This window comes from Mesorhizobium sp. B2-7-1, from assembly GCF_006440735.1.
Taxonomy (GTDB): Bacteria; Pseudomonadota; Alphaproteobacteria; order Rhizobiales; family Rhizobiaceae; genus Mesorhizobium.
This window is the reverse complement of sequence record NZ_VFUA01000044.1, coordinates 14629-31061: the sequence shown is the minus strand read 5'-3', so window position 1 is coordinate 31061 and position 16433 is coordinate 14629. Positions and strand designations below refer to the sequence as shown.

The following is a 16433-nucleotide window of genomic DNA, read 5'->3' as shown; positions in this document are numbered from 1 at the left end:
CCCTCGCGGCAGGATAATCCAAGATGACCTTGAAGGCGAACTTCAGGACCGTTCGGGAGTCTTCGCTTCAAGCAATTTCAGAGCCGTTCAGGACTCTTCAGGTTCAAGCCAAGGAGCTGGGTGGGAAGCGGTGTCATTGTCGCCGGTACAGGAGGACATCATGGCCGACATCCTCACCACAGCCCCGATTATCGTCCGACGCCTTAAACTGCCGCAGCGACGCTTTCCGAGGCTTGCAATCGGCGCATCGCTCAGCGCCATATCCGGTTTGGTGGGCGACGCGCTCAAGATGGCTTACGTGGCCCCCTACGCAAGTCTTGGTCGCCAATCGCAGGTCGCCCCAGACGATGATCTCGAAGGCCGAGATCCCACTTGGTGAGCCACCAAAACGCGAAGTGGGTCAAAGCGCCTTGAGCCACACCTTGTTGTCGTGGACGGCGGCGCCGCCATAGGGCGCCGGGGCGTCCGCGCCGGTCAGCACGTTGATGCCCTCGCCGCGTTCATGCGCGCTGTTCGGCCAGATGCCTTCGGCGATCACCACGCCGCGCTTCACGCCGTCGAAGAACCTGGCATGCAGCACCACATCGCCGCGCCGGTTGCCGACCTCGACGCGGCCGCCATCCTCGATGCCGAGCACTGCTGCATCTTCGCGGTGGATGAGCAGATCCGGCCTGCCTTCCTTGGCCTTCGACACCGGCGTCTCGGCAAAGCTGGAATTGAGGAAATTGCGCGCCGGCGAGGTCGCCAGCCGGAACGGATGCTCCTCATCCGCGACCTCGATCAGTTCGACATGGTCGGGGAATTCCGGCAGCCGTTCGACCGGGCCGAACAGGCCCATGCTTTTCGGCGGCCGGTTGGGCGCCGACTGCCCTGTCCAGTTTGGCCGGAAGTGGAATTTCTTGTCGGCATGGCCGAAGCCGTTGATGAAATGCGCGTCGTCGAAGTCGGGCTGCAGGTCGACCCACTTCTGTTCCTTCAAACTGTCGAAGCTGCCAAGGCCGCGCTTGCCGAGGATGATGTCGATATGCTCGCGCTCGGTCAGGCCGAAGCCCGGCCGGTCGCCGACGCCGAGCCGCTTGCCGAGCTCCTCATTGACGAAGTGATTGGTGCGCGGCCCTTCCGGTGGCTCGATCAGCTTGGGGCCGAGCGTGATGTGCTGGTTGCCGCCGCCCTTGTACATGTCGTCGTGCTCCAAAAACATCGTCGCCGGCAGCACGACATCGGCGAGCTTGGCCGTATCGGTCATGAACTGCTCGTGCACGCAGGTGAACAGGTCCTCGCGCAGAAAACCCTTTCTCACCAGCCGCTGCTCCGGCGCGACATTGGCCGGATTGGTGTTCTGGATCAGCATCGCCGTCACCGGCGGGCCGCCATAGAGCGCATCCTCGGCACCGGTCAGCACCGGGCCGATGCGCGAATGGTCGAGATAGCGCACCTTCGGGTCGCGCATCGCGGTGCCTTCGAGCACGTCCTGGTTCAGCTTGAAGATGCCGGAATTGGAATGGAAGGCGCCGCCGCCCTCATACTGCCAGGCGCCAGTGACGGCGGCGATGCAGGAGGCGGCATGCATATTGACCGAACCGTTGCGCTGGCGCGCGAAGCCGTAGCCAAGACGGAAGTAGGTCTTCTTCGTGGTGCCGATGAGTTGCGCGAATGCCTCGATCTCGGCGATGCTCAAGCCCGTGATGGCGGCCGCCCATTCGGGCGTGCGGGTGCGCAGATGCTCCTCCAACCCGCGCGGGTCGTCGGTGTATTTCTCGAGATAGGCTCGGTCGGCAAGCCCATCGCGGAACAGCACATGCATGACCGCGCAGGCCAGCGCCCCGTCGGTGCCGGGTTTCAGCACAAGGCCAAGGTCGGCCTGTTTCATCGTGGCGTTGTCGTAGATGTCGATGACGACGATCTTCGCGCCACGTTCCTTGCGTGCCCTCGTCGCATGGGTCATGACGTTGACCTGCGTCACCACGGCATTGGTGCCCCAGATCACCACGCAGTCGGCCTTGGCCATCTCGCGCGGATCGGGGCCACGCAGCGCGCCTGCCCCCATCATCCAGCCGGTCCAGGCGAGATTGGTGCAGATCGAGCCGAAGAAGCCGGAGTATTTCTTGGCGTGCCGCAGCCGCTCGATGCCGTCGCGCTGCACCAGCCCCATCGTGCCGGCGTAGAAATAGGGCCAGACTGTCTCCGAGCCGTATTTTTCCTCGGCGGCGATGAACTTTTCCGCCACGAGGTCGAGCGCCGCTTCCCAGCTCGCTTCCTTCCAGCTCCCCTCGCCCTTGGCGCCGGCGCGCACCAGAGGCTTCAGCAGCCGGTCGGGATGGTGGACGCGGTCGGCGTAGCGCGCGACCTTGGCGCAGACGACACCGGACGTGTAGCTGTTCGACTTGGCGCCATGGACGCGGCCGATGCGGTTATCGTCGAGCAGCTCGACCTCGAGCGCGCAGGTGGAAGGACAGTCATGCGGACAAGCGGAATGGCCGATCCTGAGCTTGGCGTGCTGGTTCATGCGGGGTGTTTAGCGGGTTTTGCGGGAGAGGTGTAGGGCCAGATAGACGGTCAAGGCTCCCCTGCGCGAGCCTCTTTATCTACTAAATCTATCAACTTATAAAATTCTTTCTCGGCGGCCGCACACCCGGTGTTTAAGTTCCGCCCGACGCTGGCCCAGTGGGGACGAACGTTTTGCAGCCAGCTAACGAGCGGGACATTTTGACATGGACAAGACAACTCTCCAATTGACACCGGGACTTACCCCGGCTCTGGGCTATTCGCTTCTCGTGGGGCTCGGGTTGGCCACCCTCGTGGCGGCGATCGTCATTCGCCGGCTGCTGGTGCGCAACACCCACGACTTCATCATCTCCGACCGCAAGATCGGGTTTGGCTTCGGCGTCGGCTCGGTAATCTCCGTCTGGACCTGGTCGATGGCGGTGATGATGACCTCAGCCATGACCTTCGAATGGGGCCTGTCGGGCCTGTTCTGGTTCGTGGCGCCGAATGGGCTGGCGGTGATGATGCTGATCCCGTTCACGCGCGTCCTGCGCCGGCAGATGCCGAACGGCTACACGATCTCCGAGTTCACCAAGAACCGCTTCAAGCAGTCAGGGGTCGCGACATCCATCGTGACGCTGACGATGGTCTTCGGCATCGTCCTGGAGATCCTGATCAACCTGAAGGGCGCTTCGGTGGTCATGTCGACGATCTTCAATATCGACTCGATCCTCTACGCACGCGACGGCGCCCCGGTAACGATCCGCGACGCCGCCATCATCTACGCGCAGGGCATGGGAATGCCCGTGCTGGTCGGCACGCCTGTCGACATTGCCGACAGGCTGGAGGAGTTCATGGACGATGGCGGCGCCGACGGCTTCATGGCGATCGCCACCTACACGCCTGGCTGCTTCGAGGAATTCGTCGACCTCGTCGTTCCCGAACTGCAAAGGCGTGGACGCTATCGAACGGAGTATCCGGGCACGACGCTGCGCGAAAACCTGCTGAACGACTGAAGCGGCCGCGTGCCCTCCCCCGCCGGGAAGAGCATGATGTTTACTCCGCGATCCCTTCCTCATATTCCGCCGACATCGTCAGCCACTTGTCCTCATTCTGCGCCAGCGTCTGCGCCAGCTGCGAACGTTCCTTGGCCAGTCGCGTCGCGGTCGAGGGGTCCTTTTCGTAGACGGCCGGATTGGCGAGCTCGTCCTCGATCAGGTCGATACGCTTGCGGATGCGGTCCATCAGCGCCTCGGTGGCGCGGATCTCCTTGGCCAAAGGCTCGAGCGCGGCGCGGCGCTGGGCGGCTTCGCGGCGGCGGTCGGCCTTGGACGCCTTGTCCGCCTCCTTTTGCTCGCGGCGATTGGACGACACGCCGGTGACCAGCGTCTTGTAATCCTCCAGGTCGCCGTCATAGGGATTGACCGCGCCGTCCTTGACCAGCCAGAGCCGGTCGGCGGTGGCTTCGAGCAGGTGCCGGTCGTGCGAGATCAGGATCACCGCGCCGGGAAAATCGTTGAGCGCATGGATCAGCGATTCACGGCTGTCGATGTCGAGATGGTTGGTCGGCTCGTCAAGGATGAAGAGGTTCGGACCCTCGAAGGCCGACAGGCCCATCAACAGACGCGCCTTCTCGCCACCGGACAGGTCCTTCGCCGCGGTGTTCATCTTCTCGGTCGAGAGGCCGAACTGGGCGACGCGGGCGCGCACCTTGGCTTCCGGCGCGTCCGGCATCAGCCGGCGCACATGCTCGTAGGCGCTTTCGTCGGGACGCAGATCGTCGAGCTGGTGCTGCGCGAAGATCGCCACCTTCAGGCCCGGCGCGACCGTCATCGAGCCGGTCTCGGCCTTCAGCCGGCCAGCGAGCAATTTGGCGAAGGTCGACTTGCCGTTGCCGTTGGCGCCGAGCAGCGCGATGCGGTCGTCGGCATCGATGCGCAGCGTCATCTTCTTCAGGATCGGGCTGCCCTCGGTGTAGCCGACATTGACGCCGTTGAGCGCCACGATCGGCGAGGCCACCGTCTTCACCGGCTCGGGGAACGAGAATGGCCGCACCGTGTCGTTCACGATCGCCGCAATCGGCTTCATTTTCTCCAACGCCTTGATGCGCGACTGCGCTTGCCTCGCCTTCGAGGCCTTGGCGCGGAAGCGCTCGACGAACGATTCCATGTGCTTGCGCGCGGCTTCTTGCTTGACACGGCCCTTCTCCTGCAATTCGCGCTGCTCTGTCAGCTGGCGTTCGAACTGGTCGTAGCCGCCGCGCCAGAAGGTCAGCTTCCTCTGGTCGAGATGGACGATCGAATTGACGGCGCGGTTGAGCAGGTCGCGGTCGTGCGAGATGAGCAGCACCGTGTGCGGATATTTGGAGACATAATTCTCCAGCCAGAGCGTGCCTTCGAGATCGAGATAGTTGGTCGGTTCGTCGAGCAGCAGAAGGTCGGGTTCGGAGAAAAGCACAGCGGCAAGCGCCACGCGCATGCGCCAGCCGCCGGAGAAAGACGAGGCCGGCCGCTTCTGCGCGGCATCGTCGAAGCCAAGGCCGGCAAGGATTGTGGCGGCGCGGGATTCGGCCGAATGCGCGTCGATATCGGCCAGCCGCGTGTGGATCTCGGCGATGCGGTGCGGATCGGTCGCTGTCTTTTCCTCTTCGAGCAAAGCCTGGCGCTCGACATCGGCTTTCAGCACGATGTCGATCAGCGGCTCCTCGGTGCCTGGCGCTTCCTGCGCCACTTGGCCGATGCGCGTGCTCTTCGGCAGGCTGATCGAGCCGGTCTCCGAAGGGAAATCGCCGGTGATCGCCTTGAACAGCGTCGTCTTGCCGGTGCCGTTGCGGCCGACAAGGCCGGCCTTGGTGCCAGCCGGCAGGGTCAATGAGGCATGATCGAGAAGCAGCCGCCCCGCCATGCGCAGCGTAAGGTCGTTGATGATAAGCATAAGCGGGCTTTTGCACAGGAGATCGGCGGTTCGCAAGAGCCAGGGCCTGGATGAGGCCCGCCGCGCGCTGTCTCCGGCCGCTCAGCAAAAAAACGCGGCGGACTGGAACCAGTTGCCAACCGAAGCGTTTGGAGGCCCGTGATCCGCTATCTCGCCCTTGCCTTCATCTTCTTCCAGGTCGCCACGACAGCAGCACTGGCGACGCAGTTGGTCCTGTTCGAAGGCGATCCCGCCGCGGTTGCTCTCGCCACTGAACCCGCGAGCGGGCCGCAGGCCCAACCGACCTCTCCCCAAGCGGGCAAGATTGCGAGCCGGCCAGAGACGTGGGAGTCGGAGCACCTGTTGATCCAGATCGATTCCGGGAAGGCGTTTTAGGCGTCGCCTACGAACGACCAGTGGCGGCAGGACAGCACCCTGCCCTTCCACCCCTCCGCAGCGATTGCAGAGCATTGTCCCGAGACCGGGCGCCCCTCCCGCGGCCAACCCGTGCCGGTCACACTTTACTTGCCACGTCGTTGGATTGGCGTTGATCGCAGCTGTCGTCTCAACCTATGCTGGCACGAGCGACGGTTCGATTCATGCAGAGGACAGATCAGATGTCAGACAAGACCACGCTCCTTTCGGCTTCACTGGTGATCGCGATTGTCGCGGGCGTTGCCGGCCTGTTTCTCACTATGCCTTCGGCCCGCGCGGCAGCCATCGACTGCGCTGCAGCGAAGACGCAGGCGGACCTTGCTACCTGCACGACCGCGAATGCCGCTTCGGCCGACGCCGGGCTCAACGCAGTCTACAAGGCGTTGGCGGGACGTCTCGCCCCTGCCGACGTCAAGCGCCTGCGCGACGCGCAGCGCGCCTGGATCCCGTTCCGCGACAAGGAATGCGCCTTCCGCACCAAGCCCTATGCCGACGGCTCGGTGTATTCGACCCTCGTCGAGACCTGCAAGGCGGAGTTGACCAAGGCGCGGCTGGCGCAGTTGCAGCACCAATTGCAATGCCCCGAAGGCGACCTCTCCTGCGTGCCGCAAAGCGGCAGCGCCGCGCCGCCCGCGAAGAACGCTCCCGCGACGGCCAAGGCCGAGCCTGCGAAACCTGCCCCTGCCCAGGCAAGCCGGAACGACGCGAGGCCATGCGTGCAATCCGCCGGCAAAGCGAAGTCGGATCAGTATGTCTCGCAGTGCATCCAGGTGTCGCCGGCGACCAATCCGCCCTGCAACGGGCAGAATGCCTGCAGCATGATGATCGACGAGATCAAGCGCGGCTGCGCCATGATCGGCAAGGACAACCCGCCGGCCTTCTGTTCCGCCTATAAAGGCTGAACGGTTCTGACCGCCCGTCGCCCACCTGTTGCGATCAACATTCCCTATCGGAAGACCAACCGGGCGCGGCAAGACAACCGCAAGTTCGGTTTCGGTTCATTATTGGCGTGACAAGTGACGATACCACCAAAAAAGGACGGCAAAATCTTTCAGGCCAAGCATGATGCTTGGCAAAAATCGATTCCAGTTTTGTCGTAAACCTGCAAACCTGCGGATGCGCCGTGAGTCGTGAGTGGGCGCCAACGATAATCTGATTCACGTAACTTGGCCCAAATAGCTGGCCTGTCAGGAGCTCGCGATGGATGGAGCGCCCAGCGATTTACGAACGTTGAGATATGTCGCGGAAATTACGCGCAAGCTGGCAAAAATGCTCTCGCGCACGCGCTACCAAATGCTTGTCTACCTTCTTGAAATGACGGCGGTCGAGGCGGAGAGCCTTGCCGGCGAGCAGGATTCCAAGCGCGTCCAGCCGGTCAAGCCGCCTCAAGTCCTCAGCTAAAGCGCGTCGCGATCTTTCAGATTCGCTCCATGCGCTTTAGGTTTTCGATTTTACGCATGTCTTTATCCCGAAACCGGTTCCCACTTTCTGGAGACATGCTTTTAGAGCGATTCCAGGAAAAGTGTGAGCGGTTAAGTTCGGCGCCTTCGCCGTAACCTTCCATTCGGAATTGCGTAAAAACAAAGAGATAAGGCGTGTCACCGTTTCCGTGAAACGCCATGGTTCTAACAGATCGCGCGTGGCTGACCGTTTGCTGCAAGGCGGTCCAGAATGACCAGGCAGTTCAGCCTATGCGCCTCGATAGCCGACGGGCCGTCGCATTCGACGATGGCGCGCTCGAACCGATCGAGCGCGTCGAGCGCGGCAAGCATGTCGCCGGCATGCTCGCCCAGCGAAAACAGGATGCGCCGCGCCTTGACGCCGTCGGCCGCGTCCACCGAGGACTGCACGGCCACCCCGCGGCGCAAAGCGCCGAGGGCGACCCAACAGTCGCGCCATGGCATTGGCGCGACGTCATCCGTTGCAGGCAGCATGCCTCAGGCTTTCGCCTTACGCTTGCCCTTGCCTGCGTCGCCGGCGGCCGGCTTACGGCCGAGGCCGGACGATTTGGCCAACGCCGAGCGAGTTGCCGAATAGCTGGGCGCCACCATCGGATAGTCGGCGGGCAGGCTCCATTTCGCGCGGTATTCGTCCGGTGTCAGGCCGTGATCTGTCGCAAGGTGGCGCTTCAACGACTTGAACTTCTTTCCGTCCTCCAGGCACACGATGTGGTCGGGGAAAACCGAGCGCTTCGGGTTGACGGCGGGCGTCAGCGCCACCGCCTCCTTGACAACACTGCCGCTGGAGAGCTTGCGCACCGAGGCGCTGACGCTGGCGATCAGGTCAGGCAGGCCAGAGGCGGGGAGCGGATTGTTGCCGACATAGGCCGAGACAATGTCGGCGGTCAGTTCGATTGCAGTCTTGTCGTCGATGTTGGACAATTTTTTCACCTTCTGCTGGCCCTCAAATCGCCAGCTCTTTTTTAAGACTTTCGTCGGTGTATCGAATTGGACCTGTCCCCCAACGGACCGTCCAGAGTCAGTAAAGCTACGAGACTCAATACCGGGTGATGTTTCTACGCGGGCTGGAAACGCGCAAGTTAGGAATTCTAATAGCTATAGCTGACGTTTTATAGCACAGGCGGCCCGCCTGGATGCGTAAAAGGCGCTATAGCACTTCGATTTGCGATATAAGTTGCTGAAAAATCGAAGTTCAGGCCAAGTTCCGGCGTAGCAGCGGTAATCTACCGCCGGATAGCCGACCATGCGCGATTCGGCGGTCCCATGGCAAATCGCTCATTTGCCGGCAACACCACGCCTGAGCTCCGCGGGGGGCTCGTCGGCCAGGATCTCCAGCACGCGCTTCCAGCGCGCGCAGCGGCCGAAATCCTTCTGCTCGATGGCCTTTTCCGCCTTCATGGCCGCGTAGAGCGGCGCCTCCGCGCCAAACTCCCTGACCAGCCAGTGCGCCTCCTGCCTGGCGCGGCGTTCGTCCTCGTCAACGGCCATTTTGGACATCGTGCCTGGTCTCCGTACCTTCGATGCCGACCGCAAGGCAGCTGCCAATGACGAGGACGGCGCCGGCAACCGCCGTCATCGACAGGCTTTCGCCCGAGAGCGTCAGCAGAAACGTGGAAGCTATCGGCGTCAGATAGGCGACGACCGCTATCCTGCCGCCGTGGTCGAGCTTTGCCGCGCGCGACCAGAAATAGTAGCCGAGCCCCATCGGGCCGGCGCCGAGATAGAGGCCGAGCAGAAGGTGCGCGCCGGTCGGGCGTATGACGCCGTCATGCAGGCACCAGGCGAAGGTGAGCGCAACGCCGATCACCGCCGAGGGCAGGAGCAGACGCTCGGGCGACACGGCAAGGCGGCCGACAGTGAGCGAATAGAAAGCCATGCAGAGCGCCGAGCCGAAAGCGGCGAGATAGCCGACGAGGTTGCCTTCGAACCAGCTCTGCGCGCGGCCGCCGGAAATCACCAGCGCGACGCCGACAAAGCCGAGCGCAGCGGCGAGCCCGAGCAGCAGCGGACGGCGCGGACGGCCAAGCAGGATAACCGCCGCGGCGGTCATCAGCGGCCAAGTGTAGGCCACGAGGTTCGCCTCGATAACCGGCATTGAGGCGAAGCCGATATATTGCAGCACCATTGTGCCGACGAGACCCAGGAAGCCGACGGCGTAGGCGAGCGCGGCATTGCCCTTCTCCCCTTGTGGGGTCCGAAGGACGGGGCGAGACCCGTGGCTCGCCCCCGGGCGGTGGCCTCGCGAAGCAAGGTCGGATGAGAGGTGTTCCAGGGAGCGCCGATGTCCCGCTTCGCTGGAACACCCCCCATCCGTCTCGGCGCTGCGCGCCGATCCACCTTCCCCCACAAGAGGGGAAGGAGAAGTGCTCATCTGTCGGATCAGCGCGAACACGAGGGCCGCGCCGCAGAATTGCAGGAACTGCACTTGCGACACCGGGTAGAGCGCAAGCAGCGTCTTGCCGACAAGGGCGTTGGTCGCCCATAGCGCCACGGCGCCCAGGGCGAAGGCCAGCGCCGCCCCGAGGGCGGCGCTGGAACGGCTTTGGCTTTCCGGCACGACCGGATCGAGACTCAGCGACAGCGAAGGCGGCTGATGCTCGACCGGATCGTGACTCATTACCACGACTCCCTTGCCCCGCCGGAAACCGCATCCTCCGCCGGCTGCGGCACGGGATGCTCCTCGGCATGCCGGCGATAGGCGGGAAGCTGGTTGGTCCAGACATCCTCGGCCAACTCGCTCACCCAGGCGCGGTCTTGGTCGTTATCGGCGGCGAGGTAGAACATGCGGTTGTCGTCGACATAGGGCTTGGTCGCCGAGCGCTGGTTGAGCACCAGCGTGACGCGCTCGCCGAGCTGGATCGGCGCGCTGCGGTGGAGCACGCCGAGGAACTGTCCGAGCGTGGCGTAGTTCATCTTGTGGTCGATGCGCATGATCTTGTTGCGCGGCAGGTCGTGGCCGGATTCCAGGATCGAGCGTCCGGTTTCAGAATCGTCGCAATAGATCTCGAGATGACCGCCGATGAGCGGATCGCTGATCGACAGCGGAATGAGCTCGGTCACCGGAACGCCATCGCAATGCCATTCGACCGCGCCGTCCTTGGGGTTCATGAAGGTGACGGTCGAGCCGACGATCGACAGCGGATACGGCTCGAGCTTGGTGCCCATCATGTCGGACAACCTTTCCAGGCGCAGCTTGTCGTGCAAAAGCTCTTTGATCTCAGGGATATAGCGGTCGGCGCCAGTGATAAAGGTGAGGTCGAGATGCTTGTGCACGGCATGGCTGGCTTTCAGTTTCAGAGCAGCCTCCTTGATGGCAGCAAGCAGAGCGGGGTCGTAACCGTGACGATACTGGGCGACGCCGAAGCTCGACACTTTCCAGGAGGTCTCATGACCAATGATGGCCTCGCGGCTCATTGCACAGCGCAGTTCGGGAATTGTATGGGCGTTCATTCTACTTTCTCCAAGATGGGGGCAACACTTGGTTAACAGTCATTTAAACGCCTACCCCTGTAAATTTAGGAATGCTGGTGGTAGCGTAAGCCCAGCTTAAGGTCGAAACCCCGTGCGTCTGCTCAGTCAGGTCAACCTCAACTCGCTGAAAATCGTGGAGAGCGCCGCGAGGCACAGGAATTTCACGCGTGCCGGCGAAGAGCAATTTATCACCGCTTCCGCCGTCAGCCAGCGCGTGAAAAGCCTGGAAGATCAGCTTCGTTTCAAGATCTTCGAGCGCGGCGGCAATGCCGTGTCACTGACGCCGGAGGGCGAGACCTATGTGGCGCGCGTGCGCGAGGCGCTGGAGCGGATCGTTGCGGCCAGCATGGAGGCCACCGGCCAGTCGCAGGCGCATGTGCTTCGTATCTGCGTGCTGCCGACTTTCGCGGCACGCTGGCTGTTCCCGCGGCTTTCGGCCTTCCAGCATCAATATCCCGACATCGAGATGCGGGTGTCGACCTCCTACGCCACCCATGAATTCTCGACCTCGGAATACGATCTCGAGATCCGCTATGGCGACGGCAATTTCCCCGGCCTCACCTCGGAGCTGCTGTTCAAGGAAGATCTGACGCCGGTCTGCAGTCGCAGGCTGTTTTACGACGTGCTGGGCGACAAGCCGCTGTCGAAGGTGACGCCGGAGGACCTGCGCTACTTCACGCTGCTGCACTCCGACACCTGCACGCAGAGCTGGCAGTCGTGGCTGGGCTTTGCCGGTGCGAGCTTCGTGCTTGGCGAAACCAGGAGCGTCTATTTCGATTCCTGCATGATGTCCTACGAAGCGGCCAATGCCGGGATGGGCTTTGCCGTCGCCAACCGCGCCTACATGGCAAGCGACATCCGCGCCGAACGGCTGGTGGCCCCGTTCGCGGTCCACCACCCCAACACCGCGGGCTGGTATTTCGTCAGCCCCATCAAGGCGCTCGGCGCCCGCAAGGTGGAGCTGTTCAAGCAGTGGATCATGGCCGAGGCGGGGCTGACGCAGCGCCAGCTGGACATCGAGATCGCCGGCGGGCAGCCGGGTCGCTCGGCACTGGCGTGAGCAAGCCGCCAACGGCGTGTCCTCACAGAATTTCAGGATTTTTGCCCATCCCCAGCCCGTAGCCGGCTACCGCGATCGCACCATGACGCAAAGCGGAGACTCAGCTATGTTGGATCGTGCGGCGGGCCTGATTTTCCCGCTTGGCCGGCGCTACCGAGCTTCCTCCCAAGCAGCGCCGGCCTTCTTCGTTTCAGCCCGACGATGTCTCCGGCCTGCCCCGGCCCTGTTATTGCTTCGGCGGCGAGCCCGGCTGATCGCCGCCGGTGCTCGATTTCGGCACCGGATTCTTGTCGACCTGCGGGTTCTGGTTGATCTCATCGCCCGGCGCCTTGGTTGGCGGGGTGCTGTTGTCGCAGGCGGCGAGCGCGAGCGCTGCCGCAAGAGCCAGCAGCACCGGAAGTTTCTTCATGACGACCTCCTCTGGTTCGCTCCTTCTGCACGAAGGGCAACGAGGCGGTGGCCGTTTGGTTGCGTGGCGTGGGGAACCAACCGGCCAGTGTTCGGTTGAAGGCCAATCGAACCGAAATGAGGAGTGGCCATGATCCGCCTGCTACTAACAGGTCTGTTCGCTTACACTGCCTATCGCGTCGCCGTGAGGATGATCGACGAGGTACCCGGCGATGTCGCACCGCTGGACATGCCGGGTGACGAGAGGCGCGCGTTGCTGCGCCAGTCGGCGGCGATGGGAGTGGAGCCGAAGCGGTAGTTCAGCCAACCTCCCCTTGTGGGGGAGAGCAGCTCTCTCCGGCTTTCGCCATGTGCCAAGAGCGAGTTGTATTGCGAACAAAGCGGAAACGATGCTTGATGGGCGATGAACATCGCCGCTCGTGATTCGTCCTTCGAAGCACCCGCCTATCTTGCCCGCCTGAACGACGAGCAGCGGCTGGCGGTGGTGCATGGCGACGGCAAGGTGGCCGCACCGCTTCTGGTGATCGCCGGCGCCGGCTCCGGCAAGACCAACACGCTGGCGCATCGCGTCGCCCACCTCATCGTCAAGGGCGCCGATCCGCGCCGCATCCTGTTGATGACCTTCTCGCGCCGCGCCGCCGCCGAGATGGCCAAGCGCGTCGAGCGCATCGCCGGCGAGGTGCTGGGGCGCGACGCCGCCATCATCGCCGACGCGCTCGCCTGGGCCGGCACATTTCACGGCATCGGCGCGCGACTGCTGCGCGACTATGCCGAGCAGATCGGCCTCGACACCGCGTTCACCATCCATGACCGCGAGGATTCGGCCGACTTGATGAACCTCGCCCGGCACGAGTTGGGATTTTCCAAGACCGAAAGCCGTTTCCCGACCAAAGGCACCTGCCTGCAGATCTATTCGCGGGCGGTGAATGCGCAGGCGCCGCTGGGTGAAGTGCTGGGCTCGGCCTTTCCATGGTGCGCGGCATGGGCGGACCAGCTGAAGGAACTGTTCGCGGCTTATGTCGAGGCCAAGCAAGCGCAGAACGTGCTCGATTACGACGACCTCCTGCTCTACTGGGCGCAGATGGCGGCCGAGCCGGAGATCGCCGCCCACCTCGGTTCCCGCTTCGACCATGTGCTGGTCGACGAATACCAGGACACCAACAGGCTGCAGGCCTCGATCCTTTTGGCGCTGAAGCCCGACGGCGCGGGCTTGACCGTGGTGGGCGACGACGCGCAGTCGATCTATTCCTTCCGCGCGGCGGAAGTGCGCAACATCCTCGATTTCCCGAAACAATTCGCAAAGCCCACCGAGATCGTCATGCTGGAGCGCAACTACCGCTCGACCGAGACGATCCTGGCCGCCGCCAACAAGGTGATCGGCGAGGCGAGCGAGCGCTTCACCAAGAACCTGTGGACCGAGCGCCGGTCCTCGCACAAGCCGCAACTGGTCAGCGTGCGCGACGAGGCCGAGCAGGCCAATTACGTCTGCCAGGCGATCCTCGCCGAGCGCGAGGCCGGCACGGCGCTGAAGGCGCAGGCGGTGCTGTTCCGCACATCGAGCCACAGCGGGCCGCTGGAAGTGGAACTGACGCGCCGCAACATCCCTTTCGTGAAGTTCGGCGGACTGAAGTTCCTCGATGCCGCGCATGTCAAGGACGTGCTGGCGATGCTGCGCTTCGCCGAGAACCCGCGCGACCGCGTCGCCGGTTTTCGCGTGCTGCAATTGATGCCGGGCATCGGGCCTTCCGCCGCCTCGCAGATCGTCGACGCGATGGCGACGTCGCTGGACGAGACGCTGGGCCTTGCCCGCTTCCGTCCGCCGCAGCGCGCCGCGCAGGACTGGCCGGTGTTCCTCGACATCTATAGCGGGTTGCGCGCCGGCGCCAAATGGCCGGCCGATCTCGAACGCATCAGGCTCTGGTACGAGCCACATCTGGAACGCATCCATGAGGACGCGGTCACGCGCCGGGCCGATCTCATCCAGCTCGAGCAGATCGCGGCGGGCTATCCCTCGCGCGAACGCTTCCTGACCGAGCTGACGCTCGACCCGCCCGACGCCACCAGCGACCAGGCGGGCCCGCCGCATCGCGACGAGGATTACCTGATCCTATCCACCATCCATTCGGCCAAGGGCCAGGAGTGGAAGAACGTCTTCCTGCTCAACACCGTCGACGGCTGCATCCCGGCCGATCTCGGCGTCGGCACCAAGGAGGATATCGAGGAGGAGCGGCGCCTGCTCTACGTGGCGATGACCAGAGCCAAGGACAGCTTGCATCTGGTGGTGCCGCAGCGCTTTTATCCGCACAACCAGGCCGCGCGCGGCGACCGCCACGTCTATGCCTCGCGCACCCGCTTCATCCCGGCCTCGATGCTTTCGGCCTTCGATCAGTCATCCTGGGCGAGTGCCGCGATGAAGGACGACCCGCGCCAGCGACCGGGCGTCAAGGTCGATCTCGGCGCCCGCATGCGCGGCATGTGGAAATAGCCGCCGGCTTAGCGCGACCTTTACGGCACCAAAAGACAAGAGGCATTGTTTGAAGCGTTCAACCTTAGCCTGCGAGCTTTGAGGGCCCTTGGAACGCTGCAAACGGAGACGGTCGATAGACACCCAAGTCTACGCTACGGTTTGCGCCCAGCGCCAGATCAATAGCACACCAATAATGGCCACATAACCGTCAACAGCGTAGTGCCAGCCCAAATACACCGAGCCGAAAAGGATCATTCCGGCATAAATCCAGCCAATGATCCCCAAACGCTTGTTGCAAGCGGAAAGAAAAAGAGCGTTTAAGAAAGCTATCGCGACATGGATGCTCGGCATTGCAGAGATGCCTACACCAAAGACCGCTTCATCGCTGGCATAGGACGCAAAGAGATAGTTCGCGGTTGAGAGTGTCTCTTGTCCCGATGGAACAGAGGGCAGAGCTTCCATGAGATCAGCAAAGCGATCGCTGGCGAACGCCCGGTTATAGAAGATCGGGCCTGCTGATGCCGCTGCAGCCCTGAGGACGGTGCCGAGTAGGAGCAATGTGGCGGAGAAGGCTGCAAGGTACCTGACGCGGAGTTTGTGGTTGGTCAGGAAGGCGGCAAAAAGCGGAAAGCCAAACCATTGCACGAACCAGATCGGGCCGTACGCGAACCCAATGACAATCGCCACCCAGTCTGGCGTGATGGCGTGCAGTTGCCGCCATGGCTGACCAAAATGTATCAATTCGTCAAGATCGGCCAGGAACCTGTCCGCGAAGAAGGGTAGCCATGCCGATATCTGAAACTTAAATGTCGAAAACGCAGCAATGGCAAAGCAGAATATTGCGACTATCCACGCCGCACCTATTGCGCGTTCACGAAGCAGTTCCCGCAGATAACTCAACGGGGCGGAAGGTCGCGCGATGGCCGAAGCTATCCCCAGCCCGCTGACCAGCATCACGGGAAGAGCTAGAAATTGGGTGACTGCGTATCTGCCGAGCAGAAAAGCGAATGCATCCCAAGACGACAGTGCTGCCGCAGCCGCATAAGCAACGGCTGCCACCGCTATCCGTCTTTCGACATTGATGTACGGCCTTTCAGCCGCAACAGAAGCCTCAGCCATCAATTAACCCGCCCGGAACACATTCAACCATTCTCGGGCGATGACAGCAACTGTCGCGCCCTTGTTGCAAACAGACTGGGAGGCATGAGCGACCGGACAGGCCGTTCCAAGGCGTCCGGAGCGGTAGCCAAGGCGGGCCGGCACCCGCGCCGATCGGAGAAAAATCGGCACGCGCGGAACCGCTCGCCGCAAGCGGCGTTGTGTGGCGTTCTCCTTCCGGAGACGGCGACCCCGCCGCTTCCACAGCCAATAGACGAGGTCCGAATGCACGACAGGACATTCTTCACCCCGGTCGCCCTCAGCGTCGGCGCCGGCCACAAGCGCATGATCGCCTCGCTGTTCGACATGCATGACTTCCTGACCGAGTTTGCGCCGTCGCGCCGCCGCCTCAGCTACGGCGCCGCGGTGAAGGCCTGCGAGGCGGCGCGGAGTGGAGAAATCCCGGCCGAGGCGGCGCGCGACGCGCTGATCGCCTTCGCGGTGACGGCGGGCGTGCTCTGGCCTTCGGAGCAGCCGATCGTCTCGGTCAAGCCCGTGGCACGCGGCTATGGCGGCTTCGCCGCCTGAACTTCTCGTTAAAAGACTACCGTCCCGGAAAGCCCGCCACCGAATGGCG

At 63.1% G+C, this 16433-nt stretch carries 17 protein-coding genes and 1 pseudogene; 9 read left to right on the top strand and 9 right to left on the bottom strand.

Annotated features, from left to right (window positions below; genetic code table 11):
- Positions 1–160 precede the first annotated feature (160 nt).
- A complete protein-coding gene (locus FJ471_RS17735; protein WP_140805235.1) occupies positions 161–379 on the top strand; it encodes a hypothetical protein in 219 nt (72 codons plus the stop codon).
- Positions 380–400: 21 nt separating this feature from the next.
- Here FJ471_RS17735 and FJ471_RS17730 read toward each other — a convergent pair whose 3' ends face one another.
- Complete coding sequence (locus tag FJ471_RS17730; RefSeq protein ID WP_140805233.1) at positions 401–2506, bottom strand: molybdopterin oxidoreductase family protein; 2106 nt, start codon at positions 2504–2506, stop codon at positions 401–403.
- A gap of 700 nt (positions 2507–3206) precedes the next feature.
- Between FJ471_RS17730 and FJ471_RS34840 the strand changes: the two are divergent.
- Positions 3207–3500: pseudogene (locus tag FJ471_RS34840) on the top strand (nitrilotriacetate monooxygenase); the annotation flags it as partial.
- Positions 3501–3540: 40 nt separating this feature from the next.
- Here the strand turns inward: FJ471_RS34840 and FJ471_RS17720 are convergent.
- Complete coding sequence (locus tag FJ471_RS17720) at positions 3541–5418, bottom strand: ABC-F family ATP-binding cassette domain-containing protein (protein ID WP_140805229.1); 1878 nt, start codon at positions 5416–5418, stop codon at positions 3541–3543.
- A 138-nt stretch (positions 5419–5556) separates the two neighbouring features.
- Here FJ471_RS17720 and FJ471_RS17715 point away from each other — a divergent pair, with 138 nt between their 5' ends.
- The 3 genes from FJ471_RS17715 (at position 5557) to FJ471_RS17705 (ending at position 7233) form a co-directional block, all read left to right on the top strand.
- Positions 5557–5793 (top strand): hypothetical protein, encoded by a 237-nt coding sequence (locus FJ471_RS17715; protein ID WP_140805227.1) that lies wholly within the window; start codon positions 5557–5559, stop codon positions 5791–5793.
- Positions 5794–6014: 221 nt separating this feature from the next.
- Positions 6015–6734, top strand: a complete 720-nt coding sequence (locus tag FJ471_RS17710) for a lysozyme inhibitor LprI family protein (RefSeq protein WP_181179514.1) — start codon at positions 6015–6017, stop codon at positions 6732–6734.
- 298 nt (positions 6735–7032) lie between these two features.
- Positions 7033–7233, top strand: a complete 201-nt coding sequence (locus FJ471_RS17705) for a hypothetical protein (RefSeq protein ID WP_140805223.1) — start codon at positions 7033–7035, stop codon at positions 7231–7233.
- 224 nt (positions 7234–7457) lie between these two features.
- Here the strand turns inward: FJ471_RS17705 and FJ471_RS17700 are convergent, their stop codons facing one another.
- The 5 genes from FJ471_RS17700 to FJ471_RS34835 all read right to left on the bottom strand — a co-directional run bounded on the left by FJ471_RS17700 (position 7458) and on the right by FJ471_RS34835 (position 10742).
- Positions 7458–7766: a hypothetical protein gene (locus FJ471_RS17700; protein ID WP_140805221.1), complete on the bottom strand. Its 309-nt coding sequence runs from the start codon at positions 7764–7766 to the stop codon at positions 7458–7460.
- Positions 7767–7769: 3 nt separating this feature from the next.
- Positions 7770–8213 carry a MucR family transcriptional regulator gene (locus FJ471_RS17695; protein WP_140805219.1) on the bottom strand — a complete coding sequence of 148 codons (444 nt, stop codon included), beginning with the start codon at positions 8211–8213 and terminating at the stop codon, positions 7770–7772.
- A gap of 354 nt (positions 8214–8567) precedes the next feature.
- The gene (locus FJ471_RS17690) at positions 8568–8780 is read right to left on the bottom strand and encodes a hypothetical protein (protein WP_140805217.1); all 213 of its coding nucleotides are present in this window, start codon (positions 8778–8780) and stop codon (positions 8568–8570) included.
- Entirely contained in the window at positions 8770–9909 is a 1140-nt protein-coding gene (locus FJ471_RS35340; RefSeq protein ID WP_246684755.1) for a DMT family transporter, read from the bottom strand. Before FJ471_RS35340 ends, FJ471_RS17690 begins: the two co-directional genes overlap by 11 nt.
- On the bottom strand, positions 9909–10742 hold the full coding sequence (locus FJ471_RS34835; protein WP_181179511.1) for a hypothetical protein: 834 nt from the start codon (positions 10740–10742) through the stop codon (positions 9909–9911). The genes FJ471_RS35340 and FJ471_RS34835 overlap by 1 nt, the downstream gene beginning before the upstream one ends.
- Positions 10743–10854: 112 nt before the next feature.
- On the opposite strand from FJ471_RS34835, the gene FJ471_RS17665 reads away from it, so the two are divergent.
- Complete coding sequence (locus FJ471_RS17665) at positions 10855–11823, top strand: LysR substrate-binding domain-containing protein (RefSeq protein ID WP_140805215.1); 969 nt, start codon at positions 10855–10857, stop codon at positions 11821–11823.
- A gap of 226 nt (positions 11824–12049) precedes the next feature.
- Here the strand turns inward: FJ471_RS17665 and FJ471_RS17660 are convergent, their stop codons facing one another.
- Positions 12050–12232 (bottom strand): hypothetical protein, encoded by a 183-nt coding sequence (locus tag FJ471_RS17660; protein WP_140805213.1) that lies wholly within the window; start codon positions 12230–12232, stop codon positions 12050–12052.
- A gap of 129 nt (positions 12233–12361) precedes the next feature.
- Here FJ471_RS17660 and FJ471_RS34830 point away from each other — a divergent pair, with 129 nt between their 5' ends.
- Complete coding sequence (locus tag FJ471_RS34830; protein WP_181179508.1) at positions 12362–12529, top strand: hypothetical protein; 168 nt, start codon at positions 12362–12364, stop codon at positions 12527–12529.
- Between the two features lie 105 nt (positions 12530–12634).
- On the top strand, positions 12635–14716 hold the full coding sequence (locus FJ471_RS17655; RefSeq protein WP_140805211.1) for an ATP-dependent helicase: 2082 nt from the start codon (positions 12635–12637) through the stop codon (positions 14714–14716).
- A gap of 129 nt (positions 14717–14845) precedes the next feature.
- Here the strand turns inward: FJ471_RS17655 and FJ471_RS17650 are convergent, their stop codons facing one another.
- Entirely contained in the window at positions 14846–15817 is a 972-nt protein-coding gene (locus tag FJ471_RS17650) for a phosphatase PAP2 family protein (protein WP_140805209.1), read from the bottom strand.
- A 264-nt stretch (positions 15818–16081) separates the two neighbouring features.
- Here FJ471_RS17650 and FJ471_RS17645 point away from each other — a divergent pair, with 264 nt between their 5' ends.
- Positions 16082–16384 carry a DUF982 domain-containing protein gene (locus FJ471_RS17645; protein WP_140805207.1) on the top strand — a complete coding sequence of 101 codons (303 nt, stop codon included), beginning with the start codon at positions 16082–16084 and terminating at the stop codon, positions 16382–16384.
- Positions 16385–16433: the final 49 nt, after the last annotated feature.